This window comes from Arcobacter suis CECT 7833, from assembly GCF_003544815.1.
Classification (GTDB): Bacteria; Campylobacterota; Campylobacteria; order Campylobacterales; family Arcobacteraceae; genus Aliarcobacter; species Aliarcobacter suis.
This window is the reverse complement of the sequence record NZ_CP032100.1, coordinates 2320621-2347499: the sequence shown is the minus strand read 5'-3', so window position 1 is coordinate 2347499 and position 26879 is coordinate 2320621. Positions and strand designations below refer to the sequence as shown.

Genomic DNA, 26879 nt, shown 5'->3' with positions numbered 1-26879 from the left:
TTGTGACTTGTATATAAAATTAGTAGGAGGAGATTGATGCAAAACGGTGCACAAATTGAGTACGATTACTCAGTTGCAAAAGCCTTTACATTTGCAACAATTTTGTTTGGTATCATAGGTATGACTATCGGTGTTGTACTTGCGTTTCAATTGGCGTTTCCACAGTTAAATCATTTAGCTGGAGAATATGGTACATTTAGTAGATTAAGACCTTTACACACTAACGGTGTTGCTTTTGGTTTTGCTCTAAGTGGTATTTTTGCAGCGTGGTATTATATTTCGCAAAGAGTATTAAAAGTTTCATTAAAAGAGTCACCTTTTTTAATGGCAATTGCTAAGATACATTTTGTTTTATATTTTATTACAATTCTTTTAGCTGTTGTTACACTTTTCATGGGTATTACAACTTCTAAAGAGTATGCTGAGTTAGAGTGGCCATTAGACATTTTAGTTGTTGTATGGTGGGTTTTATGGGGTATTTCAATTTTTGGATTAATTGGAATTAGAAGAGAAAGAACTCTTTATATTTCATTATGGTATTTTATTGCTACATTTATCGCAGTTGCAATGTTATATTTATTCAATAATATGGAAGTTCCAACAGCTTTAGTATCTGGTTATGGTTCATGGATTCACTCTGTTTCTATGTATTCAGGTACAAATGATGCACTAGTTCAATGGTGGTATGGACACAATGCTGTTGCATTCGTTTTCACAACTCCAATTATTGCTATGATTTATTATTTCTTACCAAAAGAATCTGGACAGAATGTTTATTCTTATAAACTTTCTATTTTAGCATTCTGGGGATTATTGTTTGTTTATTTATGGGCTGGTGGACACCATCTTATTTATTCAACTGTTCCAGACTGGATGCAAACTATGGGTTCTGTAATGTCAGTTGTTTTAATTTTACCATCATGGGGATCAGCTATTAATATGCTTTTAACAATGAAGGGTGAGTGGCAACAATTACAAACAAATACACTAATCAAATTTATGGTATTAGCTTCAACTTTCTATATGTTATCAACAATTGAAGGACCAATTCAAGCTATTAAATCTGTAAATGCTATCGCACACTTTACTGACTGGATTCCAGGACACGTACATGATGGTGTTTTAGGATGGGTTGTATTTATGATTATGGCTGCATTGTTCCATATGGTTCCAAGAATGTATAAAAGAGAAATTTACTCTAAATCATTAATGGATACACAATTCTGGTTACAAACTACAGGTATCGTTTTATACTTTACTTCTATGTGGATTGCAGGTATTACACAAGGTATGATGTGGAGAGCATATGATGAATATGGTTCTTTAGTATATTCATTTATTGATACAGTAACTGTATTACATCCATACTATACAATTAGAGCAGTTGGTGGGTTATTATACCTAATTGGATTCTTTATGTTCGCATATAATATTTATAAAACTATTAGATGTGGAAGAGTACTTGATAAAGAACCAGTAAATGCTACACCAGTAGCTGCGTAAGAAAAGGAGAAATTATGTTTCATTGGTTTGAACAAAGACCGTTTTTCTTTGCGGTACTAGTATTTATATTTATTGCATTTGCAGGTATCGTTGAAGTTATTCCAGATTTTGCAAAACAAAGTAGACCAAGCGTTGGTACAAAACCATATAGTGTTTTAGAATTAGCAGGAAGACAAGTTTATATAAAAGATTCTTGTAATGCTTGTCACTCTCAATTAATTAGACCGTTTAAAGCTGAAACTGATAGATATGGTATGTATTCATTATCTGGAGAATTTGCTTATGATAGACCATTCTTATGGGGATCAAAAAGAACTGGACCAGACTTAATGAGAGTTGGAAATTATAGAACTACAGATTGGCATGAAAACCATATGTATGAACCTTCAGCGGTTGTTCCTGGAAGTATTATGCCAGCATATAAACACCAATTTACTAACAAAGCTGATTTAGATACAGCATATGCAGAAGCTTATACAGTTAAAACAGTATTTGCTACACCATATGATCAAGATTTAGATGGTGATGGAAAAATTGATGTAGAACTTGGTGATTATGAAACTGCAATTGCAAAAGCAAAAGAAGATGCAAAAGCAATTGCTGCTGGAATGAAAAATGAAGCTATTAAAGCTGATGTTGAAAAAGGTCAAATTCCTGAAATAGTTGCATTAATTGCATATTTAAATTCTTTAAAATAGAGGTTGTTATGGATTATGAAACACTTTTAACAGTGCAAGGATATGCTAAATTCTTTTTGGTTTTAGCAGTGTTTATCATATTTTACTCTTATGCTTATTCTATTTATAAAAGGGATAAATCAGGGGAGAGAGATTTTGAAAAATATTCAAAACTTGTACATGATGATTCAAGTGTTTCAGCTCCTCTTGAAGAAAGAAAAAATGATAAAGATATAGATAATAAGGAGAAATAAGATGAAGTCTATGGTTATAGGTGGAATAATTCTTATCATCGCTTTATTAGCAGGAACTTACTTTGCAGCAGGTGATGCTTTTAATGGTGATGATTATATTAACAGCTTAACAATGTTAGGTGCAGTAGCTATTATTACAATTACTGTATTCGTTGCATTGAAATATGTTAATCAAATGAAAAATGATACAGCAAGCGGTGATTTAGCTGAAGAAAAATGGGATGGAATTGGTGAATATAAAAATCATGTTCCAACTGGTTGGGCTTTAGCATTTACAGGTGCTATTATTTGGATGTTTTGGTATTTTACAGTTGGTTACCCAATTAATGGATTTTCACAAATTGGTCAATGGAATGAAGAGACATTAGAATATAATGCGAAATTTGAGAAAAAATGGGAAAATCCATCAGATGAAACTTTAAAAGCTATGGGACAATCTACTTTCTTAGTACAATGTGCACCTTGTCATGGTGTAGATGCTGAAGGAATAGATGGGAAAGCTCAAAACTTAACAAAAAGAGTTTCTAAAGAGCAAGTTGTTTATGTTATTAAAAATGGTGCAAATAACTTAACTTCTACATATCCAGCTGGAATGCCTCCAATGATGTTAACAGAAGATGCAGATATTAATGCAGTTGCTGAATATGTTGCTGGTGGATTCAAAGGTGAACAACCTGCATCATTTGCTACTTGTTCTTCTTGTCATGGTGAAGATGGAAAAGGTATGGAAGCAGTTGCTCCAAATATCAGAGCTTATGATGATGCTTTAGTAATGGCTGTTTTAAAAGATGGTAAAAAAGGTGCTATTGGAGCAATGCCTAGCTTCAATGGAAGACTTAATGAAACTCAAGAAAAAGCATTAGCAACATACTTAAGAAGTTTAGGAGAGTAACATGGCTGGAAATACACAAATGAACGAAAATGAAAGAGGAATCTTTAAATTAAATGGTATTACAGGTATGTTAGTAGCAGTTGTATTACTATTATCAATATTAGGTATTTTAACTTTTAATGGTTTGAAAGTTCAACAAAATGAAGCTAGTAATTTTTATAAAATTAATCAAGATTTAAATGGATTAAAAATGAATAGCTCAGATAATTATAAACAGTATCAACTTGTTGGTACTGGTAAATAAGGGGTAAGATATGGAAAAAATTATTGGTATTTTACTTATTGTATCTGCTGTTATGACAGCTTATTATGGTTTCTTCGATTCTGCAAGAGTGTTTGTTGGATAAATGAAGAAAATAAATTTTATGAAAATAGGAGTGATTTTTTCACTTCTATTTTTTTTCTGCCAAAGCTTAAATGCTCAAAATTTTATATTAAATGATGATAAATTAATAGATGATCGAGCAAAAGAAAAAATAAATCAAATCGGTGCTGAAACTAAATCTAAATTAGGTGTTAACATATATATTTATGCAAAATCTACTTTAGGATTAGAGGAAAATATAAAAACAAAAGATAAAATTGATTTTATAAAGAATCACGAAAGCCAGATTATATCATCACTTGAAAAACCTTATGTTCTTCTTAGTTTATCTGTTGAAGAAACTCATGTAAATTTATTGTTTAGTGATGAGTTAAAAGAGGTAATAGATAAAAATGATATTCTAAATGGTTATGTTGTACCTTTATTAGCTTCAAAAGACAAAAATACACTTTTTGCAAAAGTTAGTGCCGCAACTTTAAATGGTTATGCTGCAATTGCAGATACAATAGCAGAATCAAAGAAGATTAAATTAGAAAGTAGTATTGGAAATGCTGGAAAAGTATCAAGTACTATTTGGCGTGTTGTAATGTATACCTTGGTAATTTTAGGATTATTAGCTTATACTTATGCCATATTGAAAAAAAGAAAGTAGAATTATGAAAAGAAATTATTGGCCTTTATTTTTTATTGGAATTTTTGGTTTCGTATTCTCAATGATTGTATGGACAGTAAAAAGTGCTGTTGGTTTACCTGTTATTGAGGATCATAGTTTTATGAAAAAATATCAAGATGTTGATGAAAATTATAATAATATGATGACTTCAAATAATGTATTTTTATCTAAATATAATTTTGAATTAGATGTTAATAATAACAAATTTGATTTAACAACTGCTGATATTAAATATTCTCAAAGAGTTGTTGAAAAATATTCAGAGCATAAAAATGTTTTAAAAGTTGGTAAAAATATTTTAAAAGTTATTGTAACTGATAAAATTACCAATGAAAAAAAAGATGCAAATATTCAATTAGTTGTATCAAAAACAATTACTGCTGATGCTGATATGGCATTAATAAATGAAAATTTTCAAAATGCTGAGAAAACTTATATAACAGAATTTGAATTAAAAGAAGCAAATAATTGGATTATAACAGGTAGTTTCACGGTTGATGGAATTATAGGTTATATCTATATTAAAACAAATGCTATTTAAAAAAAAACTTCTAGTTTTTCCAACTTCAAGGGCAATTAGAGATTTTATAACTTCTCAAAAGGGTGAAAATTCCCTTTTGCCTTTTATTTTTACTATTGATGAATTTTTTAAAAAATCTATATTTTTTGATAATATGAAATATTGTGAAGAGGAACAAAGAGTTCTTTTTTTAAATGAAGCTATAAAAGAAGTAAATATTTCTAAACTTGGAATTTCAGATAATTTTACAAAGTTTTTAAAACAAAGTGATTATATTTATAGATTTTTTTTAGAACTATCAAGTGAAAAAATAGAAATATCAGATATTCAAAATATTGATACCTATGATTTTTATTTTGAGCATTTACAAATCTTACAAACAATTCAAAAAAACTATATTGAAATACTAGAAAAAAACTCTTATGTAGATAGAATTAATCTAAATAAACATTACAAAATAAATGAAATCTTTTTAAAAAAATTTGAAAATATAGAATTACATTTTGAAGGTTATTTTACAAAAGTTGAATTTGATATGGTAGAAAAAATATCAAAAGTATTAAATCTAAATATTGTTTTTTATTCAAATGTTTATAATCAAAAATCATTAGAAGTTTTTAGAAATCTAAATTTAGAAATAAAATTAAATCATAAATATAAAATCGATTTATCAAATAAAATCATCGTAGAAGAAGAAAAAATATCAAATAATTTAGCCTTTGTAGAGTTAAAAGGTTTTTCTTCAAGACTTAATCAAATTGCATATATAAAAAGTGTAATTACTAAATCCGTACAAAATGGTGTAAATCCTTCAACTATTGCTTTAGTTTTACCAGATGAAAGTTTTGCTGTTAGTTTACAACTTTTTGATGATGAAAAATATTTCAACTATGCAATGGGAAAAAGTATAAAAAATACAAATTTATATCAAGTTGCATATTCAATATATTCATATTTGAATGAAGATGAAATAAAACATTTAGAGTTTTTAAACTTTTTTAAAATTGATAAATTATTTATAGATAAAAATATAAAAAATTTATGGAATAAAAAAGCTATAAAAGAGAGTTTTTTAATCATCACAGATTTTATAAAATCCTTTGAAAAGAACAGTGAACTACTTGAAAAATATGAAGAGTTGCTTTACAAAATAAATATAATTCTATTTTCATCAAATCATTTTATTTTACTAAAAGATGTATATAAAATTTTTTTACAAAGATTAGTTTCAATAACTTTAGATGATGTTAATTCAGGAAAAGTTACAGTTTTAGGACTACTTGAAACAAGAGCTGTGAATTTTGAAACGGTGATTATTTGTGATTTTAATGAATCTTTTATTCCAAAGATTTCTCTAAAAGATAAATTTTTATCAACAAAACTAAAACAGCTTTCTAATCTTCCAACACAATTTGACAGAGAATCTTTACAAAAGTATTATTACAAAAGATTGATTGGCTCATCAAAAAATGTATTTATATCTTATGTTAATTCAGATACAAATCAAATCTCAAGATTTGCAAATGAATTGTTTAACACACATATAAAAACAGATACAAATGATAATTCTTATAAACACATACTTTACGATAATCACAAGATAAATCATTTTGATGAGGAAATCATTGTAAAAATAGATTTAATGGCTATTAGATGGTCTGCCACTTCATTTAAAACCTATTTACAATGTAAAAGAAAGTTTTATTTACAAAATATTTTAAAAATAAAAGAACATACGATTTCACTAAAACCAAAAGCCTATGAATTAGGAGACATAATTCACTCTATTTTGGAAAATTATTACAAAGATTTTACTAAAGATGACTTTTCAAAAATTGAAGAGTTATTTAATAAATACAAAAGTTCAAATCCATTTTTGATTTTAGATTTAGAGATTTGGAAAAAGAAACTTTATGATTTTTATTTGTATGATAAAGAGAGATTAAAAAATAGAAAAATAATTGCCTTAGAAAAAAACTTTGAATGTGAATTTGAGGGAATAAAAATAAGAGGTGTTATTGATAGAATTGACAAATATGAAGATATTTATGAAGTAATTGATTATAAAACCTCTTCAACTTTAAGTGTAGATACTTTAAAAAACTATGAAAAAACAAATGATTTTCAATTGGAATTTTATTATTTAGCTATGAATGAACTTTATAAAACTGATAAAATTGAAGCTTATTATTATGATTTGAACAATATAGCACTTTTGAGTGAAACGGCACTTGATAAAAAAATTGAGTTATTATGTGAAAAATTCAAAGAATTAAAAGAGATTTCAAACTCTGAAATCTCTTTTTCAAAATGTGAAGATAAATCAAATTGTAATTATTGTACATATTCGATTATCTGTGATAGGGAATAAGAAAAAAGTTTTATTTAGCAGTAGCTATTAAAACATCTTCAATAATTTTTGTAATATCACCATCTAAAATAGCATCAACATTTGAATAACCAATATTACTTCTTGAATCTTTTACTTGTTGATATGGTTGTAAAACATACGAACGAATTTGATGTCCCCAACCATTATCACTTTTTTCAACACCATCTTTTGTTGCTTGTTGTTTTTCAAGTTCTAGTTCATAAAGTCTTGATTTTAGCATCTTCATAGCACTTGCTTTATTTTTGTGTTGAGATCTATCATTTTGACATTGAACTACAATATTAGTTGCAATATGTGTGATTCTAATTGCTGATTCAGTTTTATTAACATGTTGTCCACCAGCTCCACTTGCTCTATATGTATCAATCCTAATATCTTTGTCTTCAATTACAATATCAATATTATCATCAACCTCAGGTGATACCATAACAGATGAAAATGAAGTATGTCTTTTTGCATTTGAGTCAAATGGAGAGATTCTTACAAGTCTATGAATTCCATTTTCAGCTTTCATATATCCATAAGCATTTTCACCTTTTATGATAAATGAAACATCTTTTATTCCTGCTTCATCACCATTTTGATAATCAAGTAGTTCTATTTTAAAATCATTTCTTTCAGCCCATCTTAAATACATTCTATATAAAATCGATGCCCAATCTTGTGATTCAGTTCCGCCAGCTCCTGGGTGGATAGAAACTATTGCATTTGAAGCATCATCAGGATTTGAAAGCATTACAGAAATTTCAGTTGATTTGATTAGTTTTTCAAGTTCAGGTGCTTCATCATAAAGCATTTCTAAAGTCTCTTCATCTTTTTCTTCATTTGCCATTTCATAAAGTTCATTTGTTCCTTTTAATGAATCATTTGCTTTATTAAATTTATTTAGTTTACCTAAGATTCTATTTTTTTCAATACCGATTTTTGTAGCATTTTCTACATTATTCCAGAAATCTTGTGCTGATTCTTCTTGCGTGATTTCATCTAATCTTTTATTTAAATCATCAGGTTTTAAAATACCTTTTATGTTATTAAGTTTTGTGTTTAGAAGTTTAAGTAGTTCTGAATATTCGTATGCATCCATTTAGTGTAATCCTTTAAAAAAAGCAATTATACTTAAAGTTTGTATAAAGAGTGATTAGAGGATAAAATCCAATCACTTAGCAATTTTAGTGATTGAATTTTAAAAGTAGATTTATTTAGTATTTATTTTATTTAAATAACCGTGAATACCTTTTATTGTTTTCGTATCAAGATAGTTTGCATAAGGAGTCATTATAGAGGCATTTTGTGAGTCAATTTTCCCTAATTTATAATCTTTTATTGATTCATTCATATCTTCTACTGATAAATCTTTTAAAGGTCTTGAACTATTATATGCACTTTTTTGTCCATTTATTCCATGGCAATTTTGACATTTGTTTACATAAGTCTTTTCACCATCAATTGCTGCTTCTTGAATTTCTTGAATTTCTTTTGCTTTAATTTCTTCTTCTTTTTTCTTTTCAAGTTTTGCTATTATATTTGCTTCCATTTGAGCTTGATTACCTGTAAAGTTTGATGAAGAAGTATTTACAATTGTTGCCGTTTTTAAAACATAGATAAAACTCATTCCACTTGCTGTTTGTGAGATTTTAATATCATCTACACTCCAACCTTTTGTTTTCATATCATTTACTGTATATTTTCCTAAACATGCTCCACCATTTAATGGTGTATTTTCAATAGTACTCATTGATTGATGATTTTCTTTGAAACACATAGTTGTATCCGCAAGAAGTGAAGTTGAACCTAATAGTAGTATAGTTGAAAGAATCGCTTTTTTCAAGATAAAATCCTTTTTTTAATTTTGTAGATTTTATCATAATAAGATTAAATATTTAGAATAAGTAAGGGAAAAGTAACAATTTGAAATAAAAAAAGGCTAGAGAAGAATCTCTAGCCTTTAAGAAAAAAGTTTTTATACTCTAAAAATATTAGAATGTATATTCAACTTGTAATCTTCCTCTTACATCATCATTGATATCATCATTAGCTGTAGTATTTTCTTTTGTATACGTACCATATCTTACATAAGTATTAAAGTTTTTGCTCATTTTATATAATAATTGAGCATATAACTCTTCTTCTTCCATATCGTCAGAATCATTTACATATTGTAAGTTATTGTAGTTAGCTGATAAGTTTAAGTTAGATAAGATATCTACACCTAAAGTTGTTTGCCAATAATCAGCATCTGCTTTACCATTAACAGTTGTATTCCATCCATTAACAGTTGTAACAGCATCGTTATCTAATGCAGTTAAACCACCATCTTTATCAGTAGCTGCATAAATAACTTTTGCATCAACAATTCCTGCTTTTGCAGTTAAAGCGATTTTTGCAATTGAGTTATCAGTTTCTAAGTCTAAAGCATCTGCAGTTGCGTCATCAAAAGTTAATGCAGCCCATCTTGCGTCAACACCTAATTTAACACCAGATAAATCAAAAGATGATTTTGCACCAACTGTATAAGTGTCAAATAAATCTTTTGTATCTAGGAACCAAGCATCAACTGTTACAGGTCCAGCAGCTAAAATTGCACCAACAGTTGCAATGTCTAATGCACCATCAACCGCAGGTTGACTACCAGCAGCAACTGCATCTATGTCAGTTAGTTTAATATCCGTACCCGCTGCACTTATTTTTGCATCAGAAGATTTATCTAAGTTTGTTTGATTGAAATACGCACCAGCCAAAGTAACAGGTCCTACAGTAGAAAGAGCTAAGATACCAGTACCAGTTTGCTCATTGTTATCAGAATCAATAGCTACAGTCCAAGGAGTTGTTAAACCTTGTTTACCAACATTAACAGTAGTATTAGCAATACCTGTATATCCAAAATATGCATTAGATAATGTTGTTGTAACATTTGCATCATCAGCTGCAGTAGTATCTAAAGTCGCATAACCTGAATTAGCTCCACCAACAATAAATCTTGAATTAAATTTTACATCTTCATTCACTTTAGAAGCTAAGTTTAAAGCTACTTTATAGTTGTTATCTGTTGTATCTGATGATGTATCTGCACCATTTTCATTATTTTTATAGTCATTATATCTATAAACTACAGAACCTGATACTTCTACATTTTTGATTGCTTCTTCTAATGGTTGAGCATTAGCAGTTGTTAATCCTGCAACTGCAACTGCAGCTACTAAACTTAATTTTGCGATTTTTTTCATTTGTTCTCCTAAAATTTCGAAATCTTTTTTCAGTCTACCGGAGCGCGCGAACTCATCTAAAACTATAGTCTTAAACCTTTTCCGACATACCGTTGCGACCATTCTACATTACTAAATTTTAAAGTTTTCTTAAAATGTTGTTTTTAGTGTTAATTAACTGTTAATTTAAGTCAATTTTCAATTAACCTTTAGTTAATGCTGTGTTAATGCTATTTTCGGACTTTTTATGTCCTATTTAACACTAGTTACTTAAACTAACAATACAATTTTTTAATATATTAGGTTTTGATATTTTGATTTTAAGGTTAGTTATTTTGTAACTATTTTGTAATAATGATTCAAAATATAAAATAGCATCTTCAAGAAGTAGAAATTTTTGTTTTTTCATAGTTGATTTTAGAAGATTAGATATTTCTGAGTAGTCAATAAACAAATCTTTTGAAAAATCGTATTCAAAAGATATATTTATTATGACTTTTTGTTTTTTTATTCGCTCAATTTCTAAGATACCAATTATACATTTAAAGGATAAATCAGAGATTTCTATTTTCATATAACTTTTTTCTCTTCACCCTTGATAATTCTTATTATATTTGGGATATGTTTATAGATGATTATAAAAGCAATTATATACATAGGAACATTTGAACCTACATTTAATCCATCATTTAAAAATGTTGCACTAACTATTACTCCCACTAGTCCTAAAAGTGATGATAAAGATGAAATTTTAAGAACTTTTGCACAAACTATCCAAACAACTGCACCAATAAGTGTTGGTATTGGAATAAGAACTAAATAAACACCAAGTCCAGTTGCTACTCCTTTCCCACCTTCTAATCCTAAATATATAGAATAACAATGTCCTAAAACAGCTAAAATTGCAATTGCCCAAAGTGTAGAATCACTTACTCCATAATATAAAGCTACCAATAATACAAGTATACCTTTGAAAGCATCAAGTAAAACTGTTGCAATTCCTAGTTTTTTTGCTAATTTTGGATTAGTCTCTTTTACGACTCTTAGAACATTTGTTGCTCCAATTGATTTACTTCCTGCTGTTGTTATATCAACTCCTGCAAACGTTTTTGCTAAGATTGAACCAAAAGGAATAGAGCCCACTAAGTAGGCAGCTAAAAAAAATAAAATATTTGTATTTGTGAAAAAATCCATATATTACCCTTGTTTTAAGTGTGTGATTAAATGAGATTATAACCAATATTTTGTTATATTCACATTTAATAAAAATTTGAAGGTTTATTTTGAATTTAAAAGAAGAAATATTAAAATTAAAAAAAGAGTTAGATGTAACCCTTGTTGCACATTTTTATCAAAGAGACGAAGTATTTGAATTAGCTGATATAACAGGTGATTCATTGGAACTTGCCAAAAAAGTAATGCTTACTGATTCTAAATATGTTGTATTTTGTGGTGTGGGGTTTATGGGTGAAAGTGTAAAAGTTATGAGTCCTGAAAAAACAGTACTTATGCCAAAAATTGCCTGTTGTGCAATGGCAAGGATGATTGATGAAGGATATTTTGAACAAAATTTAAAAAAAATAAATCAAGCTGGAATTCCTAATGAAAATATTTTACCAATTACATACATAAATTCAAGTGCTGCTGTTAAAGCAAAAGTTGGACAAATGGGTGGAATGGTTTGTACTTCTTCGAATGCTTACAAAATCATAGAAAAAGGTTTGCAATCTGGTAAAAAGATATTCTTTGTACCTGATAGATGTTTAGGGCAAAATTTTGCAAAATCTTTAAATCTAAAATCTGCAATTGTTGGAGATGGAAGTGATTTAAAAGAGGCTGATATTATATGCTATAATGGATTTTGCTCAGTTCATCAGCAATTTTGCGTTGAAGATATTGAATTTTACAGAAATAAATACCCAGATATTTTAATAGCTGTTCATCCTGAATGTGATCCTAGTGTTTGTGATGCTGCTGATTTTGTTGGTTCAACTTCTCAGTTAATCACTTATATAAAAGCATTACCAGAAGATCAAAAAATTGCGGTTGGAACAGAGTTTAATATGGTAAATAGATTAAGAACAAAAAATACTTATATTTTAAGTTCAACAAAACCTGAATGTCCAACTATGAATGAAACTACTTTGCAAGATGTTTATAATACTTTAAAGTCTATAAAAGACAATAATATATCAAAAGAAAATGAAATTTTTGTATCAGAAGATACGGCTAAATGGGCTAAAGTAGCACTGAAAAGGATGTTTGAAGTATGATTAATATTAAAAAATTTGTAAAAAATGCCATTATTGAAGATAATGGAAGAGGAGATTTATTCTTCGATGTTGCTCCAAAAGGTAGATTTACTGCACGAGCTATTTGTAAATCAGATGGAATTCTAGCAGGTGTTCAATATGCAAAAGTATTAGCAAGAACTGAAAAATTTGATTGTAAGTTTTTGAAAAATGATGGTGATGAATTAAAAAAAGGCGATGTTATTGCTGAACTTGAAGGGAAAGCTTCAATATTACTTTCATCAGAGCGAACTTTCTTAAATATGCTACAACATGCAAGTGGAATTGCTACTATGGCAAATAAATATGCAAAACTTATAGAAGGAACAGGAGTTGTTTTATTAGATACTAGAAAAACAAGACCACAATTAAGAGATTTTGAAAAATATGCTTCAAGAGTTGGAGGAGCAATAAATCATAGACTTGGACTTGATGATTGTTTGATGCTAAAAGATACTCACTTAAGAACTATAGATAATCTTGAAGAGTTTGTAAAAAAAGCTAGAAAAAGAATTTCATGGGTTACAAAAATAGAAATTGAGTGTGAAACTTTTGACCAAGTAAAAGAAGCTATGCATGCAGGTGGAGATATTATTATGTGTGATAATATGAATATTAAACAAATAGAAGAAGTAGTGGCTTTTAGAAATAAAGAATATCCCCATATTTTATTAGAAGCTAGTGGAAATATAAATCTTGAAACTATTAAAAGTTATGCTTTAACAGGTGTTGATGCAATTAGTAGTGGAAGTATTATTCATCAAGCAACTTGGCTTGATTTTTCCATGAAGTTTGATTAGGATTTGATTTGAAAAAAGATTTTATATTAAGTAATAAAGTTGATATGTCTGAATATACAAAAGCTTTACAGCTTATTGAAAAAAGTAGATATATTTTAATAATTACACATGTAAATCCTGATCCTGATTCTATTGGTTCAGCATTAGCTTTATCAAATCTATTTCATGAAAATAAGATAAAACATAAAGTTTTTAATATTAGTTCGGATTTACCTCAAAATCTTGATTTTATACCAAGATTTGATAAAATCACAGATCAGTTACCTGCATTTTTTGATTTAGCTATAAGTGTTGATTGTGGAACTTATAAAAGGTTGGGTTTTGAACTTGATTCAAATATTCCTTTAATAAATTTTGATCATCACAAATCAAATAATAGTTTTGGCGTAGTAAATATCGTTGATTCTCAGAAAAGTTCAACTGCAGAGTTAGTTTTTGAATTTTTTAAACATAATGGATTGTATATTACAAAAGATTCAGCAACTGCACTTTATGTTGGTATTTATGATGATACTTTAGCATTTTCTTTAGGAAGATGTGATGAAAAAACATTTGAAAAAATAAATTTTTTAGTTGAATGCGGAGCTAGTCCTTCTGAAATAGCGAATAAACTTTTACGAAGAGATTCTTTGGCAAAATACAGAATTATTCCAAAAGTTCTTGATAGTTTAGAATTATTCAAAGAGGGTGAAGTAGCTTCAATAGTTGCTTATGAAGAGTGGTTTAAACAAACAGGTGCTCACAATAGAGATTGTGAAGATGCCCTTGATATGATTATGAGTATAGCAATTGTAAGAATTGCTGTTTTCGTAAGAGTAGTAAATGGAGTATCAAGAGTCTCTTTACGATCAAAGGGTCAAATAGATGTTTCTAAAATAGCAGGAGAATTTGGTGGCGGAGGTCATTTTAATGCTTCTGGTTGTACAATAGAAACATTAGATGTTGAAAAAGCAAAAGAAATAGTATTAAAGGAAATTTTTGAAATTTACAAGTAAAAACGGAAAAGTATTTTGGATTTTTATAATCCTTTTAGTATTGGTTATGGCAATAGTTGCCTTTTTATTTTTGTCACCTACATTTGAAAGGGTTGCTCCAAAAGTATCTATTGCAAAAGAAATTTATTGGAATTTGCAAAAACCAATAAAAGTTGATATTTCAGATAATAACAATATTAAGTCATATGTTGTTAGTTTTAATGATGGGCAAAAACAAATAGCTTTAGATACAAAAGTTGTTAAAGATGAAAAAGGTTTAATGGAATTAGAAATATTACCTCCTTCATTTGATGAAACTTATAAACCTAAAGAGGGAAATATTAAAATCGATGTTTACGATACAAGTAAATGGAATTTTTTTAGAGGGAATCAAACAATTGTAAATTCAAAGTTAATAATTGATAAAAAAAGTCCAGTTGCGAATGTAATTGGGAATTCTTATTTATTAAGACAAGGTGGAAGTGGAATTATTATTGTTGAGATTACTGATGAAAATATAAAAGATTATTACATTTCTTTTAATGATGAAGAAGTGTTTGAACTTTTCCCTTTTTATAAAAAGAATTTTTATATATCAATTATTACTTGGCCTGTTCAAATAAAAGAGTTTAAAAAAGTAAATTTAATTGCAGTTGATATGGCTGGTAATAAAACTGTTGCTAAAGTTCCTTTTTATATAAAAACTTTTGCTGAAAAAGCTGATGATATAAAAGTATCAGACGATTTTATTAATGGTGTTAGTAAACAAGTTTTAGAAAATAGTGAAATGAATATTCCTACTGAAACAGTTGATATTTTCATAAAAGCAAATAAAGAACTTAGAGAAAAAAATGTTAAAACTATAAGAGAAGTAGTAAGGAAAAATTTCTCTAATACTTTAGTAACTTCATATGATATAAAACCTTTTTTAAGATTAGAAAATTCAGCAACTGTAGCTGGTTTTGGTGAAAGAAGAAGTTATTTTTATAATGATCAAAAAATAGATGAAGCTTGGCATTTAGGAATGGATTGGGCAAGTACAAAAAGAGCTCCAATTAAAACATTTAATGATGGAAAAGTAATTTATAAAGATTATTTAGGAATTTATGGGGATACAATTATTTTAGATCATGGTTTAGGATTAGCTTCTCTTTATGCTCATACAAGTACTATAAATGTTGAATTAAATGATGAAGTAAAAGCTGGTCAACAAATAGGAAATACAGGAGCAACTGGAGCTGTATTTGGAGATCATCTACATTTTGGTATGTTAGTTCAAGGAATAGAAGTAAATCCTAATGAGTGGCTTGATTTTACTTGGATGAAAACTAATGTTACAAAAACAATTGAAGATGCTGTAAAAATTATAAATGGAAGCACTAAATGAAACAAAGAACAATAGCAAAAAGTACAGAAATAGTTGGAATTGGACTTCATAAAGGTGTTCCTGTAAAAATGAGACTTGAACCACTTGAAAGTGACATGGGGATTATTTTTTACAGAGTTGATGCAGGAGTTACAATTCCACTTAAAAAAGAATTTGTTGTTGACACAAAAATGGCAACAGTAATTGGAAAAGATGGAGTGGTTATTTCAACAATTGAACATCTTTTATCTGCTGTATATGCTTATGGAATTGATAATTTAAGAATTATAATAGATAATGATGAGGTTCCCGTTCTTGATGGAAGTTCATCTGGATATTGTATGTTGATTGAAGAAGCTGGAATTAAAGAACTAGATAAATCAAAAAAAGCAATAAAAATCAAAAAAATGGTTGAAGTTACTACACCTGATGGGAAAAGAGTTTGTTTAAAACCATCAAATCGAATAGTTTATGATTTTGAAATTGATTTTGAACATCCAGCTATTGGAAAACAAAAATTTCATTTTGATTATTCAATTGCAGAATATAAAGAAAATATTAGTCGAGCTAGAACATTTGGATTTTTACATGAAGTTCAATATTTAAGAAGTATAGGATTAGCTCAAGGTGGAAGTATGGAAAATGCTATTGTCCTTGATCAAACAAAAGTTTTAAATCCTGAAGGTTTAAGATTTGATGACGAGTTTGTTAGACATAAAATCCTTGATGCGATTGGTGATATGGCACTTTTAGAATATACAATGGTTGGTGAATATGATGCAATTGCTGGAAGTCACCACTTAAATCATTTACTTACAAAAAAACTTTTTGAGAGTGCTGAAAACTATGAGATTATTGACTTAGAAGAAGCAAGTAGTGAAGCTGTTGTATTTGAAATGGCTTATGCAAATGCTGATAATTAAGGTAAAAATTGATTGAAATTTTAGTAATTACTATTTCAAATCCTTTATTAATCGGAATTTATGAAAATAAAAAATTAGTAAAAGAGTATAAACTTGATGGTAAAACATCAGATTTGCTACCAAGTTTATTTGAAAAACTTTTAAAAAAATATGATATAAAAAGAATTACATATGTTAATTCTCCTGGTTCATTTATGGCAATAAAAGTGGCTTATATATTTTTAAAAACAATTTGTATAACAAAAGCTATTGAATTTTCTGCAATTGATGGATTTGAATTTAATCAAAATTCTCCAATAAAAGCCCTTGGAAAAAAATACTTTATAAAAGATGAAAATAAAATTAAAGTGGATTTTTTAGAAAAAGATTGTATAATCCACGACTTTAACTTACCTATGTGTATAGAAAAATATAATTTTAACGAAGAAACACTGCCAATATACAATTTACCAGCTGTTTAAGTTTAAGAAGGAAATGGATGAAAGTAAGCGTTCCAGCTACTAGTGCAAATTTAGGCCCAGGTTTTGACTGCTTAGGTCTAGCAATCTCAATGAAAAACCAAGTAATCATAAGACCATCAAAATTTCATAGCGTATCTTTAAAAGGTGAGGGTGCAAATAATCCTGCTTTAAAAGATAACAATATGTTTATCTCAATTTTTAATGATTTTTATCACAATTTATCATATAAAAAAAGACATTTTAGATTTGAATTTCAAAATGAAATTCCCTTATCAAGAGGTTTAGGAAGTTCATCTGCTGTAATAGTTTCTGCAATTGCAAGTGCATATGCGATTGAGGGAATCAAACTTGAAAAAGATAAATTACTAAATTTAGCTTTAGCTTATGAAAATCATCCTGATAATATTACACCTGCTGTTATGGGTGGATTTAATGTAGCTTGTGTTCAAGAAAATGAAGTAAGATATATTCATAAAGAAATACCAAAAACTTTAAAAGCAGTTGTAGTTGTACCAAATAGAGCAATTTCAACTCAACTTTCAAGAAAAACTCTTCCTTTTAAATATTCGAAAGAAGATGCCGTTTTTAATATCTCACACTCTTCATTATTAACAGCAGCATTTATGGCTGAAGATTGGGAAATGCTAAAACATGCTTCCCATGACCAAATTCATCAAAAATATAGAATGAAACAGATGCCAGAGCTTTTTGATGTTCAAAAAACAGCTCTTAAAGAAGGTGCTTTAATGAGTACTTTATCTGGTTCTGGATCAACTTTATTTTCTATGTCTTATGCTGATGATAGTAAAAATCTTGAGAAAATGTTAAAGGTTAAATTCCCTCATTTTAAAGTATTTGTAGCTGATTTTGATAATACTGGCGTGAGAATAGAAATTTGAAAATCTTTGATATTAAGTATATTTTAGGTATAATATTTGCCTAGTTTAAAAAAAACCTTAAGAACTTGCGTCGTTTGCCGAGGCAAATTTGAACAAAAAGAGTTATTAAGACTAAAATGTGAAGAAAAAAAATTATTGTTTTACAATAATTTTGGTAGAAGTTTTTATATCTGTAGTGAGTGTGAAAAACTATTACAAACGGATATAAATGGAAAAGATTATAAAAAAATCGAAAAATCACTTTGTAAAGAGTGTAAAAATAAAGATAAGTATGTCACACAACTTAAGGAGATGCTAACAGATGTCAGATAAAGTAAGAGTTTATGAGATTGCAGAAGAAGCGGGAGCTAGTAGCGCAGACGTAATTGCAAAGGCTAAAGATTTAAATATTGAACTTAAATCACCCCAAAGCGCAGTATCATATGAAGATGCTGAAGAAATTACAAAATATATCATGACTGGAAATAGTTCAAGATTACCAAGTAAGCCAGTATCTAAAGCAAAAAAAATTGTTGAAAAGATAACAGAAGAAATTGCTGAAGAAGAAGTACAAGAGACTAAAATTGAATTAGAAAAAGTTGAAGTTATAGAGAAAAAAGAGCCTGAGGTTACAAAAAAACCAGAGTTAAAAAAAGTTATAATTTCAAAACCTATTTCAAAACCTGCTTTAAAACCTGCTCAAGAAGAATTTGATAAACCTGAAGTTAATCCTGATAATGCTAGTAAGATAGTGCCTAAAAGAAGAGGTTTGGTAATTGTTAAAAAGAATAAACCTAAAGATGAAGAAGAAGTTGTAAAATCATATGATTCTGATGCTCAACCTAGAAAACAAATGAAATCATTAAGTGAGATTTTAGGCGCAAATGAAGAAGATGACAAATCAAATAGTGATAATTACAATTTAAGTGAAGAACAAAGAAAAAATAGAATAAAAAAAGAAAAAAAGAAGAGTGTAGTTAAAGCACAAGATCATGGTAAAAAATTAGAAGTTGATAGAGCTTATACTGACGATTTTGTAAGTTCTGATGATTCTTTACTTGGAGAAGAAGTAGTTTTACTTGATATGGATTTAGGGGATGGATTTAAAATTTTTGATGAACCAAAACCTCAAAATCCTGCTAAACAATCTAGAAGTTCAAGACCAGCTGCTTTTGGAAATGCACCTCAAGGTTTAAAAAGAGGAAAAAGAAAGAAAAGAATAGTTAGAACTCAAGAAGAAATTGAAATTACTGAAGTTACAATTCCAGAGGATATTAGAGTTTATGAATTTGCAGAAGCTTGTGGTAAATCACCTGCTGAAGTAATTACAGTATTATTTTCTTTAGGAATGATGGTTACTAAAAATGACTTCTTAAAACAAGATGAGTTAGAAATTCTTGGTGAAGAATTTGGAATAGAAGTAACAGTTAGTGATGCACTAGAAGATGTGAATTATGTTAGTGATTATCATGATGAAGATATTGATGAAAGTACATTTGTAACAAGACCTCCAGTTGTAACTATTATGGGACATGTTGACCATGGTAAAACTTCATTATTAGATAAAATTAGATCTTCTAAAGTAGCAAAAGGTGAAGCAGGTGGGATTACTCAACATATTTCATCTTATACAGTTGAAAAAAATGGGCAAAAAATAACATTTGTAGATACTCCAGGACATGCTGCTTTCTCTGCTATGAGAGCTAGAGGTTCAGCTATTACTGATATTGTTATTATTGTTGTTGCAGCTGATGATGGTGTAAAACCTCAAACTGAAGAAGTTATTTCACATGCAAAAGCAAGTGGTTGTCCAATAATTGTTGCAATTAATAAAATGGATAAAGAAACAGCAAATCCAGATATGGTAAAAGCTCAAATGGCTGAAAGAGATTTAACTCCTATTGATTGGGGTGGAAATACAGAATTCATAGGTGTTTCTGCTTTAACAGGTGAGGGTATTGAAGAATTATTAGAAAATATTTTAATTCAAGCAGAACTTTTAGAGCTTAAAGCCGATCCTACTGCAAAAGCAAAAGCAGCAGTTGTTGAATCTTCACTTGAAAAAGGAAGAGGACCAGTTGCTACTATTATTGTTCAAAATGGTACATTAAGAATCGGTGATAATATTGTTTGTGATACTACTTTTGGTAGAGTAAAAGCAATTACTGATGATAATGGAAATCCAGTTAAAGAGTTAGGATTATCTGAAACAGGTACTGTTTTAGGATTAAATGATGTTCCAACAACTGGTTCTGTAATGGTTGTTCAAGATACTGATAAAGAAGCAAGAGATATTGCAACTACAAGAGCTGAACATGCACGAGCTAAAGAGTTATCAAAATCAACTAAAGTATCTTTAGAAGAGATGAGTGGATTAATTGCTGAGGGTAAAATCAAAGCACTTCCAGTTATTATCAAAACAGATGTTGGTGGTTCTCTTGAAGCTATCAAAGGTTCATTAGAAAAAATTGCAAATGAAGAAGTAAAAGTAAAAGTTATTCATGCAGCAGTTGGTGGAATTACTGAATCGGATTTAGTTCTAGCTGGTGCGTCTGAGGGTTGTATAATTTTAGGATTTAATGTAAGACCTACAGGTTCAGTTAAAGCTAAAGCAAAAGCAGATGGTGTAACTATTAATACATATTCTATTATTTATGATTTGATTGATGATGTTAAAGATACATTATCAGGAATGATGAGTGCAGTAATTAGAGAAGAAAACACTGGTCAAGCTGAAGTTAGAGATACATTCGTTGTTCCAAAAGTGGGAACTGTAGCTGGATGTTTAGTAACTGATGGTAAAGTTATTAGAGGTGGACATGCAAGAATTATTAGAGATGGTGTTGTAACATATACTGGTAAAATTTCATCATTAAAAAGATTTAAAGATGATGCAAAAGAAGTTGCAAATGGTTATGAGTGTGGTATTATGTTTGACAAGTTCAATGATATTAAACCAGGTGACTTCATTGAAACATTTATTCAAATTGAAGAGAAAGTATCAGTAGATAGAAAATAATGAAAAGTATCAATTTACAAAGAACTGAATCTTTATTGATGGAATTAATTCCTGAAGCATTATCAAATTTAGTTGATACAAGAATTAATTCTTTACCAATAACTGCTGTTAATTGCAAAAATGGTAAATATGATGCGATTGTATATTTTGATGGTTCTGATTATGATAAAACTGAAATCAAAGAGATTATTGCCTCATTAAATAAGGCAAATGGAAGATTAAAGACTCATATTTTAGCAAGTACTGGTTGGTATAAATGTCCAAACTTTACTTTTTTAAATGACACATCTTTAGAAAAATCAAAAAATATTGAAGCATTATTTGCTCAAATTAGAAAAACAAAAAGTGAAGAAGAATGAGTTTAGAAGAATCAATAAAATTAGCAGTAGAAAGTTTAGGTGCAAATCTTTATGATATTGTTAGTGCAAAAGAACATGATAGAAATATTTTTAGAGTTTTAGTTACTACTTCAAATGGTATTAGTTTGGATAAATGTGCTGAGATTTCAAGAATGATTTCCCCTATATTAGATGTTGATGAACCAATGGGTGGAGAATATATTCTTGAAGTAAGTTCTCCAGGAATTGAACGAAAACTTAGAAAAAAAGAGCATTTCCTTGCATCTATTGGAGAAAAAGTAAAAATTAAGAATTTTGCAACAGAAGTATTTAAAGGTGAATTAATTTTTGCTGATAATGAAAAAATAGTTGTTAAAACTGAATTTGGTGACGATGAAATCAAATATGATAATATTTTAGCGGCAGCTACATACTTCGAATGGTAAAATAAAACAATAGAATTTTCTATTGTTTTTTAACACCGATTAAAACTACTTAATATATACTACCCCAAAAAAATTATACAAAAAAGCGAACATTATAATGAAAATAGATGATAATTTTTATATGAGATTAGCTATTGATGAAGCATGGAAATATCAACTTTTAACATATCCAAATCCTGCTGTTGGTTGTGTAATTGTAAAAGATGGTAAGTTATTGTCAATAGAGGCTCATAAAGAGGCTGGAATGCCCCATGCAGAAGTTAATGCACTTAAAGCCGCATACTTAGTTGATAATCCAAATTCAGTATTAAAAACAAAAAATAGTTCTCATGAAATTCATAATTTTCTTTTAGAAAATCATAATGGGTATTTTAATGATTGTGAAATTTATGTAACACTTGAACCTTGTAATCATATAGGTAAAACTCCATCATGTGCAAACTTATTAAAAGAGTTAAAACCTAAACGAGTAATTATCGCCCACGAAGATATAAATAAAGTTGCCTCAGGTGGTATAGAAACACTAAAAAGTGTAAACATAGATATGAGTTTAGTATGTATGAAAAAAGAAGCTTATAACCTTTTATATCCATTTATAAAGTGGAGTAGCGGTACTTTTATATTTTATAAAATGGCACAAACTTTAAATGGTTGTATTGATGGAGCAGTATCCTCAAAAATGAGTCAATTATATGTTCATACCTTAAGAGATAAAGTAGATTTAATGTTAATTGGTGGAAATACTGTACGAATTGATAAACCAACTCTTGATGCAAGATATATTTTAGGACGAGCACCAAATATAATGATATACAGTAAAAATAAGATTTTCGATAATAGTATCCCATTATTTAAAGTACCAAATAGAGAAGTATTTATTAGTGATGATTTATTTAAACTACTCGATTATAAGTTTGTTATGGTTGAAGGTGTTTATAATTTAATGAATATACTAAAAGAAAAAATTGATTATATTATACTTATTGTAAGTCCAAAAATTAGAAATGGAATTAATGCTTTAAATGAAATTGATATAGATTTTGAAGTTGTACATGAGAATTATATTGGTGAAGATAAAATAGTTTTTTTAAGAAGAAAGTAAAATAGTAGCTTTTGCTACTATTTTACTTTTTCTAAATATTCACCAGTTCTTGTGTCACATTTAATAATGTCACCTTCAAGAATATGGAAAGGAATTTGTACAACTGCACCTGATTCTAAAGTAGCAGGTTTTCTACCACCTTGAGAATCACCTTTGAAGTTAGGTGGAGTTTCTACAATTTTAAGTTCTACAACCATTGGAGGCTCAACAGTGATAGCTTTTCCATTGTAATACATCATATCACAACTCATACCATCAATAATCCAGTCAAATGCTTCACCCACTTGATCGTAAGTTAAACCTTCTTGCTCATAAGTTGCATTATCCATAAATTGTAATAATTCACCATCATCATATAAAAATTGCATTTGTTTTTGTTGTAAGTTTGGAACTTCACATTTATCACCAGCGTGGAAAGTTTTTTCAATTACTTTTCCATTTAAAAATGATTTTATTTTACATCTAACAAATGCTGCCCCTTTACCAGGTTTTACATGTTGATATTCTGTAATTTTATAAGGAACACCATCTACTTCAATTTTTAATCCCTTTTTTAATTCACTCATACCAATTGCCATAGTTTCTCCTTATATTTCTGCGTAAGCAACAGCAATTGCTGCTTCTAAATTATCAAGTTTTTTTAAAATATCTGAGCTAACTTTTTCATCAATAAGAATAACAGCTAAAGCACCATCTTTCCCTCTTGAAAGTCTAAAGTCAGCAATATTAATATTGTTGTTGCCTAAAATTTTTCCAACTTCACCAATTACGCCTGGTACGTCATTGTTTCTCATTACAATCATTTTACCTTTTGGTTCAATATCCAATAAAAAACCATTAATTTCAACAATTCTTTGAACATCATCATTAAATACAGTTCCAGAAATAGTTTTAACACCTGTTGGTGTTGTGATTTTAATTGAAACTTTATTTTGATAACCACTGTGACTAGATAAACTTGAAGTTGTTAATTCAATACCTTTTTCTTTAGCTATGAAGTTTGCATTTACATAATTTACTTCATCACCAGAAGATACAGATAAAACTCCAACTGTAGCAAAAGTTTGTAAAGAATCTAAATATTCTGCAACTTCACCTTCAGCTGAAATATTAATTGATCTAATTTCGCTTTTACTTAGCTGAGCAATTAAAAATGCCATTTTTTGAGTAAGTTCAATATATGGTTTTACAAATGAAGGAATTTTGCTTTCATCAATTGGTAAATTTAATGCATTTGGATATGCAATTCCACGTGCAGATTCAATAGCATTATTCGCAGCTTGAACAGAAATTTCTCTTTGAGATTCTTTTGTATTTGCTCCTAAGTGAGCAGTTACAGTTACATTTGGTAAATCTAATAAAGGATGACTAGTTGCAGGTTCTTTGATAAATACATCAATACCAGCCATTGCAATTTTCCCAGATTTTAGGTTTTCATATAATGCATCTTCGTTATATAATCCACCTCTTGCGCAGTTAATTAAAACTACACCATCTTTCATTTTTGCAATTTCTTCAAAACCTATCATATTGATAGTTTCTTTATTTTTTGGTGTATGAATTGTAATAATATCACAAGATAAAATATCGTCAAAATTAGTTGTGTACTTAATACCTAAATCAGTTGCTTTAGTTGAAGGAATATAAGGATCGTAAGCAATTACGTCCATTTCAAATGATTTAGATCTAAGTGCAACTCTATGACCAATATTTCCAAAACCAATAACTCCTAGTTTTTTACCATAAAGTTCATTTCCATACCAATCTTCTCTTTTCCAAACCCTATCAATTTTTAATTGATTATGGGCATAAGGAAATTTTCTCATACAAGATAACATGTGAGTCATTGTTAATTCAACTGCTGCTATTGTGTTTGCAGTTGGAACATTCATTGCGATTATTCCTCTTTTACTACAACCATCAATATCAACATTATCATAACCAACACCAGCTCTAATAATTGCTTTTAAATTAGTAGCTGCATTTAAAAACTTCTCATCAACATCAGTTGATGATCTTGTAATTGCAACGTGTGCATCTTTGATAATATTTAATAGTTCTGTTTTATTTACATCTGCTGCATATACATAATTTACATCTTCAGTATTTTGAAGAATTTGTAAACCAGCTTCATGTATATGGTCACAAACTACAATTGTATGTTTACTCATTTAAATAAATCCTATTATTTCATTTGATCTTTTATAATGTCACCTAAAGTCATAGATGAATCATCATTTACAGATTTTAAAACTTCTCTTTCTTGTTGTTGCTCTAATCTTCTAACAGATAATCTTACTCTATTTTTTTTAGTGTCAATATTTACAACAACAGCTTCAATTTCATCACCATTTTTTACTTCATCAGCTTTTAATGGACCAAAATCTTCATTTCTGATTAAACCATCAAGATTGTTTTCAAGTTTGATAAAAATTCCGAAATCTTTAGCATCTTTAACTGTACCTTTTACAATATCACCAATTTTATAAGCATCTTGGAATTTTTTTGCAGGAGAATCAGCTATTTCTTTAATTGATAATGAAATATTTTCTTTATCTTTATCTATTTTAATAATTCTAACTTCTACTTCGTCACCTTTTTTGTAAAGTGTTTTACACTTAGCATTTGGTTCCCATGAAGCTTCTTCATTGTGTAATAAACCATCAACATCACCGATGCTTACAAAAGCACCAAAATCAGTTAATGTAGCAATTTTACCTTTAATTACATCCCCAACTTTATGTTCGTTAGTAAATTTAGCAAAAGGTTTTTCTTGAAGATTTTTTAAAGATACTCTTAATCTTTTTTGTTCAATGTTTAATTCAATAACTTCAACGTTGATTTCTTCACCGATTGTTAAAAGTTCTTTTGGATTTTTAAGATTTTTATTCCAAGAAATTTCTGAAATATGTAATAAACCTTCAATGTCATTTCCTAAATCAACAAATGCACCATAAGATTCAAAATTTGAAACTGTAACAGTAATTGTATCTCCAACTTCTAATTCATCTTTAATTTCTTCCCAAGGATTAGAAAGTGCAGCTTTGATAGATAATGATAAGTGTTGTTTTGTTTTGTCATAAGATAAAACTACAACAGAAACTTCATCACCTTCGTTGTAATAATTTGCAGGATTTACAGGACCTTTGTATGAGATTTCATTGTAGTTTACTAAACCATCAATTCCACCTAAATCAACAAACATTCCATAAGAAGTAATTTTTTTGATAGTTCCAATAACTGGCTCTTTATTGTCTAAAATTTCAGTTACTTTATTGTCTTTAACTGCTTTTGATTCTTCAATTAATTTTTTTCTTGAAACAATAATTGAATTTTGTGCTTTATTTACTTTTATAACTTTTGCTTTAACAGTTTTTCCAACTGCTCCAATAGCTTTTAGGTAAGATTGAGCCATAGGCATGAAATATTCACAACCATCAGCATCTTCGATTATAAAACCACCTCTTTGTTTAACAGAAACGATTTTACCCTCAATAGTTACATCTTCGATGTCTTCACCATGAGTTTTTACAAAAGTATCAAATTTTTCTTTTTGTAATACTTTTTTATGTGAAATACTTGGTCTTTCACCTCTGCTTCCCATTAACATAACAGGAATTGTGTCACCAACTTTGTATTTAACTTCACCACCAATTGTAATTTCTGAAATATTTAATTGACCTTCGATTTTTTGACCAACATCAACTAAAACTCTTTCACTAGAGATTTCTACAATTACACCATCAACTACAGAATTGTTTTCTGCATTCTCAAAAGACTCATTAAGCATTTGCTCAAAATCAAAGTCTTCACCTAAATCAATATCTTCGATACCCATTTTA

The 26879-nt window shown here is 28.7% G+C and carries 28 protein-coding genes; 20 read left to right on the top strand and 8 right to left on the bottom strand.

Features of this window, described 5'->3' with window-relative positions; genetic code table 11:
- Window positions 1–36: 36 nt before the first annotated feature.
- The 8 genes from ccoN (at window position 37) to ASUIS_RS12030 (ending at window position 7215) form a co-directional block, all read left to right on the top strand.
- The gene (gene ccoN / locus ASUIS_RS12065; protein ID WP_118887331.1) at window positions 37–1503 is read left to right on the top strand and encodes a cytochrome-c oxidase, cbb3-type subunit I; all 1467 of its coding nucleotides are present in this window, start codon (window positions 37–39) and stop codon (window positions 1501–1503) included.
- Between the two features lie 14 nt (window positions 1504–1517).
- On the top strand, window positions 1518–2201 hold the full coding sequence (gene ccoO, locus ASUIS_RS12060) for a cytochrome-c oxidase, cbb3-type subunit II (RefSeq protein ID WP_118886985.1): 684 nt from the start codon (window positions 1518–1520) through the stop codon (window positions 2199–2201).
- A gap of 8 nt (window positions 2202–2209) precedes the next feature.
- A complete protein-coding gene (locus ASUIS_RS12055) occupies window positions 2210–2434 on the top strand; it encodes a cbb3-type cytochrome oxidase subunit 3 (RefSeq protein WP_118886984.1) in 225 nt (74 codons plus the stop codon).
- A gap of 1 nt (window position 2435) precedes the next feature.
- Window positions 2436–3326 carry a c-type cytochrome gene (locus ASUIS_RS12050; RefSeq protein ID WP_118886983.1) on the top strand — a complete coding sequence of 297 codons (891 nt, stop codon included), beginning with the start codon at window positions 2436–2438 and terminating at the stop codon, window positions 3324–3326.
- A gap of 1 nt (window position 3327) precedes the next feature.
- Window positions 3328–3570 carry a DUF4006 family protein gene (locus ASUIS_RS12045; RefSeq protein ID WP_118886982.1) on the top strand — a complete coding sequence of 81 codons (243 nt, stop codon included), beginning with the start codon at window positions 3328–3330 and terminating at the stop codon, window positions 3568–3570.
- 103 nt (window positions 3571–3673) lie between these two features.
- Window positions 3674–4303 carry a hypothetical protein gene (locus ASUIS_RS12040; protein ID WP_118887330.1) on the top strand — a complete coding sequence of 210 codons (630 nt, stop codon included), beginning with the start codon at window positions 3674–3676 and terminating at the stop codon, window positions 4301–4303.
- 4 nt (window positions 4304–4307) lie between these two features.
- Window positions 4308–4865: a hypothetical protein gene (locus ASUIS_RS12035; protein WP_118887329.1), complete on the top strand. Its 558-nt coding sequence runs from the start codon at window positions 4308–4310 to the stop codon at window positions 4863–4865.
- On the top strand, window positions 4855–7215 hold the full coding sequence (locus ASUIS_RS12030) for a PD-(D/E)XK nuclease family protein (protein WP_118887328.1): 2361 nt from the start codon (window positions 4855–4857) through the stop codon (window positions 7213–7215). Before ASUIS_RS12035 ends, ASUIS_RS12030 begins: the two co-directional genes overlap by 11 nt.
- A 10-nt stretch (window positions 7216–7225) precedes the next feature.
- Here the strand turns inward: ASUIS_RS12030 and prfB are convergent, their stop codons facing one another.
- The 5 genes from prfB to plsY form a co-directional block, all read right to left on the bottom strand.
- A complete protein-coding gene (gene prfB / locus ASUIS_RS12025) occupies window positions 7226–8320 on the bottom strand; it encodes a peptide chain release factor 2 (protein WP_118887327.1) in 1095 nt (364 codons plus the stop codon).
- Window positions 8321–8431: 111 nt separating this feature from the next.
- The gene (locus ASUIS_RS12020) at window positions 8432–9064 is read right to left on the bottom strand and encodes a c-type cytochrome (RefSeq protein WP_118887326.1); all 633 of its coding nucleotides are present in this window, start codon (window positions 9062–9064) and stop codon (window positions 8432–8434) included.
- Window positions 9065–9212: 148 nt separating this feature from the next.
- Window positions 9213–10460 (bottom strand): major outer membrane protein, encoded by a 1248-nt coding sequence (locus tag ASUIS_RS12015; RefSeq protein WP_118887325.1) that lies wholly within the window; start codon window positions 10458–10460, stop codon window positions 9213–9215.
- A gap of 241 nt (window positions 10461–10701) precedes the next feature.
- Window positions 10702–11013, bottom strand: a complete 312-nt coding sequence (locus tag ASUIS_RS12010) for a dihydroneopterin aldolase (protein ID WP_118887324.1) — start codon at window positions 11011–11013, stop codon at window positions 10702–10704.
- A complete protein-coding gene (gene plsY, locus ASUIS_RS12005) occupies window positions 11010–11633 on the bottom strand; it encodes a glycerol-3-phosphate 1-O-acyltransferase PlsY (RefSeq protein WP_118887323.1) in 624 nt (207 codons plus the stop codon). Before plsY ends, ASUIS_RS12010 begins: the two co-directional genes overlap by 4 nt.
- A gap of 89 nt (window positions 11634–11722) precedes the next feature.
- On the opposite strand from plsY, the gene nadA reads away from it, so the two are divergent.
- The 12 genes from nadA (at window position 11723) to ribD (ending at window position 23037) form a co-directional block, all read left to right on the top strand.
- Window positions 11723–12712 (top strand): quinolinate synthase NadA, encoded by a 990-nt coding sequence (gene nadA / locus ASUIS_RS12000; protein WP_118887322.1) that lies wholly within the window; start codon window positions 11723–11725, stop codon window positions 12710–12712.
- Complete coding sequence (gene nadC, locus ASUIS_RS11995; RefSeq protein ID WP_118887321.1) at window positions 12709–13530, top strand: carboxylating nicotinate-nucleotide diphosphorylase; 822 nt, start codon at window positions 12709–12711, stop codon at window positions 13528–13530. Before nadA ends, nadC begins: the two co-directional genes overlap by 4 nt.
- A gap of 8 nt (window positions 13531–13538) precedes the next feature.
- On the top strand, window positions 13539–14525 hold the full coding sequence (locus ASUIS_RS11990; RefSeq protein ID WP_118887320.1) for a DHH family phosphoesterase: 987 nt from the start codon (window positions 13539–13541) through the stop codon (window positions 14523–14525).
- Window positions 14509–15891, top strand: coding sequence for a M23 family metallopeptidase (locus ASUIS_RS11985; protein WP_226799917.1), 1383 nt, complete (start codon window positions 14509–14511; stop codon window positions 15889–15891). Before ASUIS_RS11990 ends, ASUIS_RS11985 begins: the two co-directional genes overlap by 17 nt.
- Window positions 15888–16793: a UDP-3-O-acyl-N-acetylglucosamine deacetylase gene (lpxC, locus tag ASUIS_RS11980; RefSeq protein ID WP_118887319.1), complete on the top strand. Its 906-nt coding sequence runs from the start codon at window positions 15888–15890 to the stop codon at window positions 16791–16793. Before ASUIS_RS11985 ends, lpxC begins: the two co-directional genes overlap by 4 nt.
- A gap of 8 nt (window positions 16794–16801) precedes the next feature.
- The gene (locus ASUIS_RS11975) at window positions 16802–17254 is read left to right on the top strand and encodes a hypothetical protein (RefSeq protein WP_118887318.1); all 453 of its coding nucleotides are present in this window, start codon (window positions 16802–16804) and stop codon (window positions 17252–17254) included.
- Window positions 17255–17271: 17 nt separating this feature from the next.
- Complete coding sequence (gene thrB / locus ASUIS_RS11970) at window positions 17272–18153, top strand: homoserine kinase (protein ID WP_118887317.1); 882 nt, start codon at window positions 17272–17274, stop codon at window positions 18151–18153.
- A 36-nt stretch (window positions 18154–18189) separates the two neighbouring features.
- Window positions 18190–18465 (top strand): YlxR family protein, encoded by a 276-nt coding sequence (locus ASUIS_RS11965; protein ID WP_118887316.1) that lies wholly within the window; start codon window positions 18190–18192, stop codon window positions 18463–18465.
- Window positions 18455–21151, top strand: a complete 2697-nt coding sequence (gene infB, locus ASUIS_RS11960) for a translation initiation factor IF-2 (protein WP_118887315.1) — start codon at window positions 18455–18457, stop codon at window positions 21149–21151. The genes ASUIS_RS11965 and infB overlap by 11 nt, the downstream gene beginning before the upstream one ends.
- Window positions 21151–21510: a 30S ribosome-binding factor RbfA gene (rbfA, locus tag ASUIS_RS11955; RefSeq protein ID WP_118887314.1), complete on the top strand. Its 360-nt coding sequence runs from the start codon at window positions 21151–21153 to the stop codon at window positions 21508–21510. The genes infB and rbfA overlap by 1 nt, the downstream gene beginning before the upstream one ends.
- The gene (rimP, locus tag ASUIS_RS11950; RefSeq protein WP_118887313.1) at window positions 21507–21935 is read left to right on the top strand and encodes a ribosome maturation factor RimP; all 429 of its coding nucleotides are present in this window, start codon (window positions 21507–21509) and stop codon (window positions 21933–21935) included. The genes rbfA and rimP overlap by 4 nt, the downstream gene beginning before the upstream one ends.
- Window positions 21936–22032: 97 nt before the next feature.
- Complete coding sequence (gene ribD, locus ASUIS_RS11945; RefSeq protein WP_118887312.1) at window positions 22033–23037, top strand: bifunctional diaminohydroxyphosphoribosylaminopyrimidine deaminase/5-amino-6-(5-phosphoribosylamino)uracil reductase RibD; 1005 nt, start codon at window positions 22033–22035, stop codon at window positions 23035–23037.
- Window positions 23038–23054: 17 nt separating this feature from the next.
- On the opposite strand, the gene efp is transcribed toward ribD, so the two are convergent.
- From efp to ASUIS_RS11930, 3 genes are read right to left on the bottom strand one after another with little or no spacing between them, the layout of a single operon-like run.
- A complete protein-coding gene (efp, locus tag ASUIS_RS11940; protein ID WP_118887311.1) occupies window positions 23055–23615 on the bottom strand; it encodes an elongation factor P in 561 nt (186 codons plus the stop codon).
- Window positions 23616–23624: 9 nt separating this feature from the next.
- Window positions 23625–25208 (bottom strand): phosphoglycerate dehydrogenase, encoded by a 1584-nt coding sequence (gene serA, locus ASUIS_RS11935; RefSeq protein WP_118887310.1) that lies wholly within the window; start codon window positions 25206–25208, stop codon window positions 23625–23627.
- Window positions 25209–25222: 14 nt separating this feature from the next.
- The gene (locus ASUIS_RS11930) at window positions 25223–26875 is read right to left on the bottom strand and encodes a 30S ribosomal protein S1 (RefSeq protein WP_118887309.1); all 1653 of its coding nucleotides are present in this window, start codon (window positions 26873–26875) and stop codon (window positions 25223–25225) included.
- Window positions 26876–26879 lie beyond the last annotated feature (4 nt).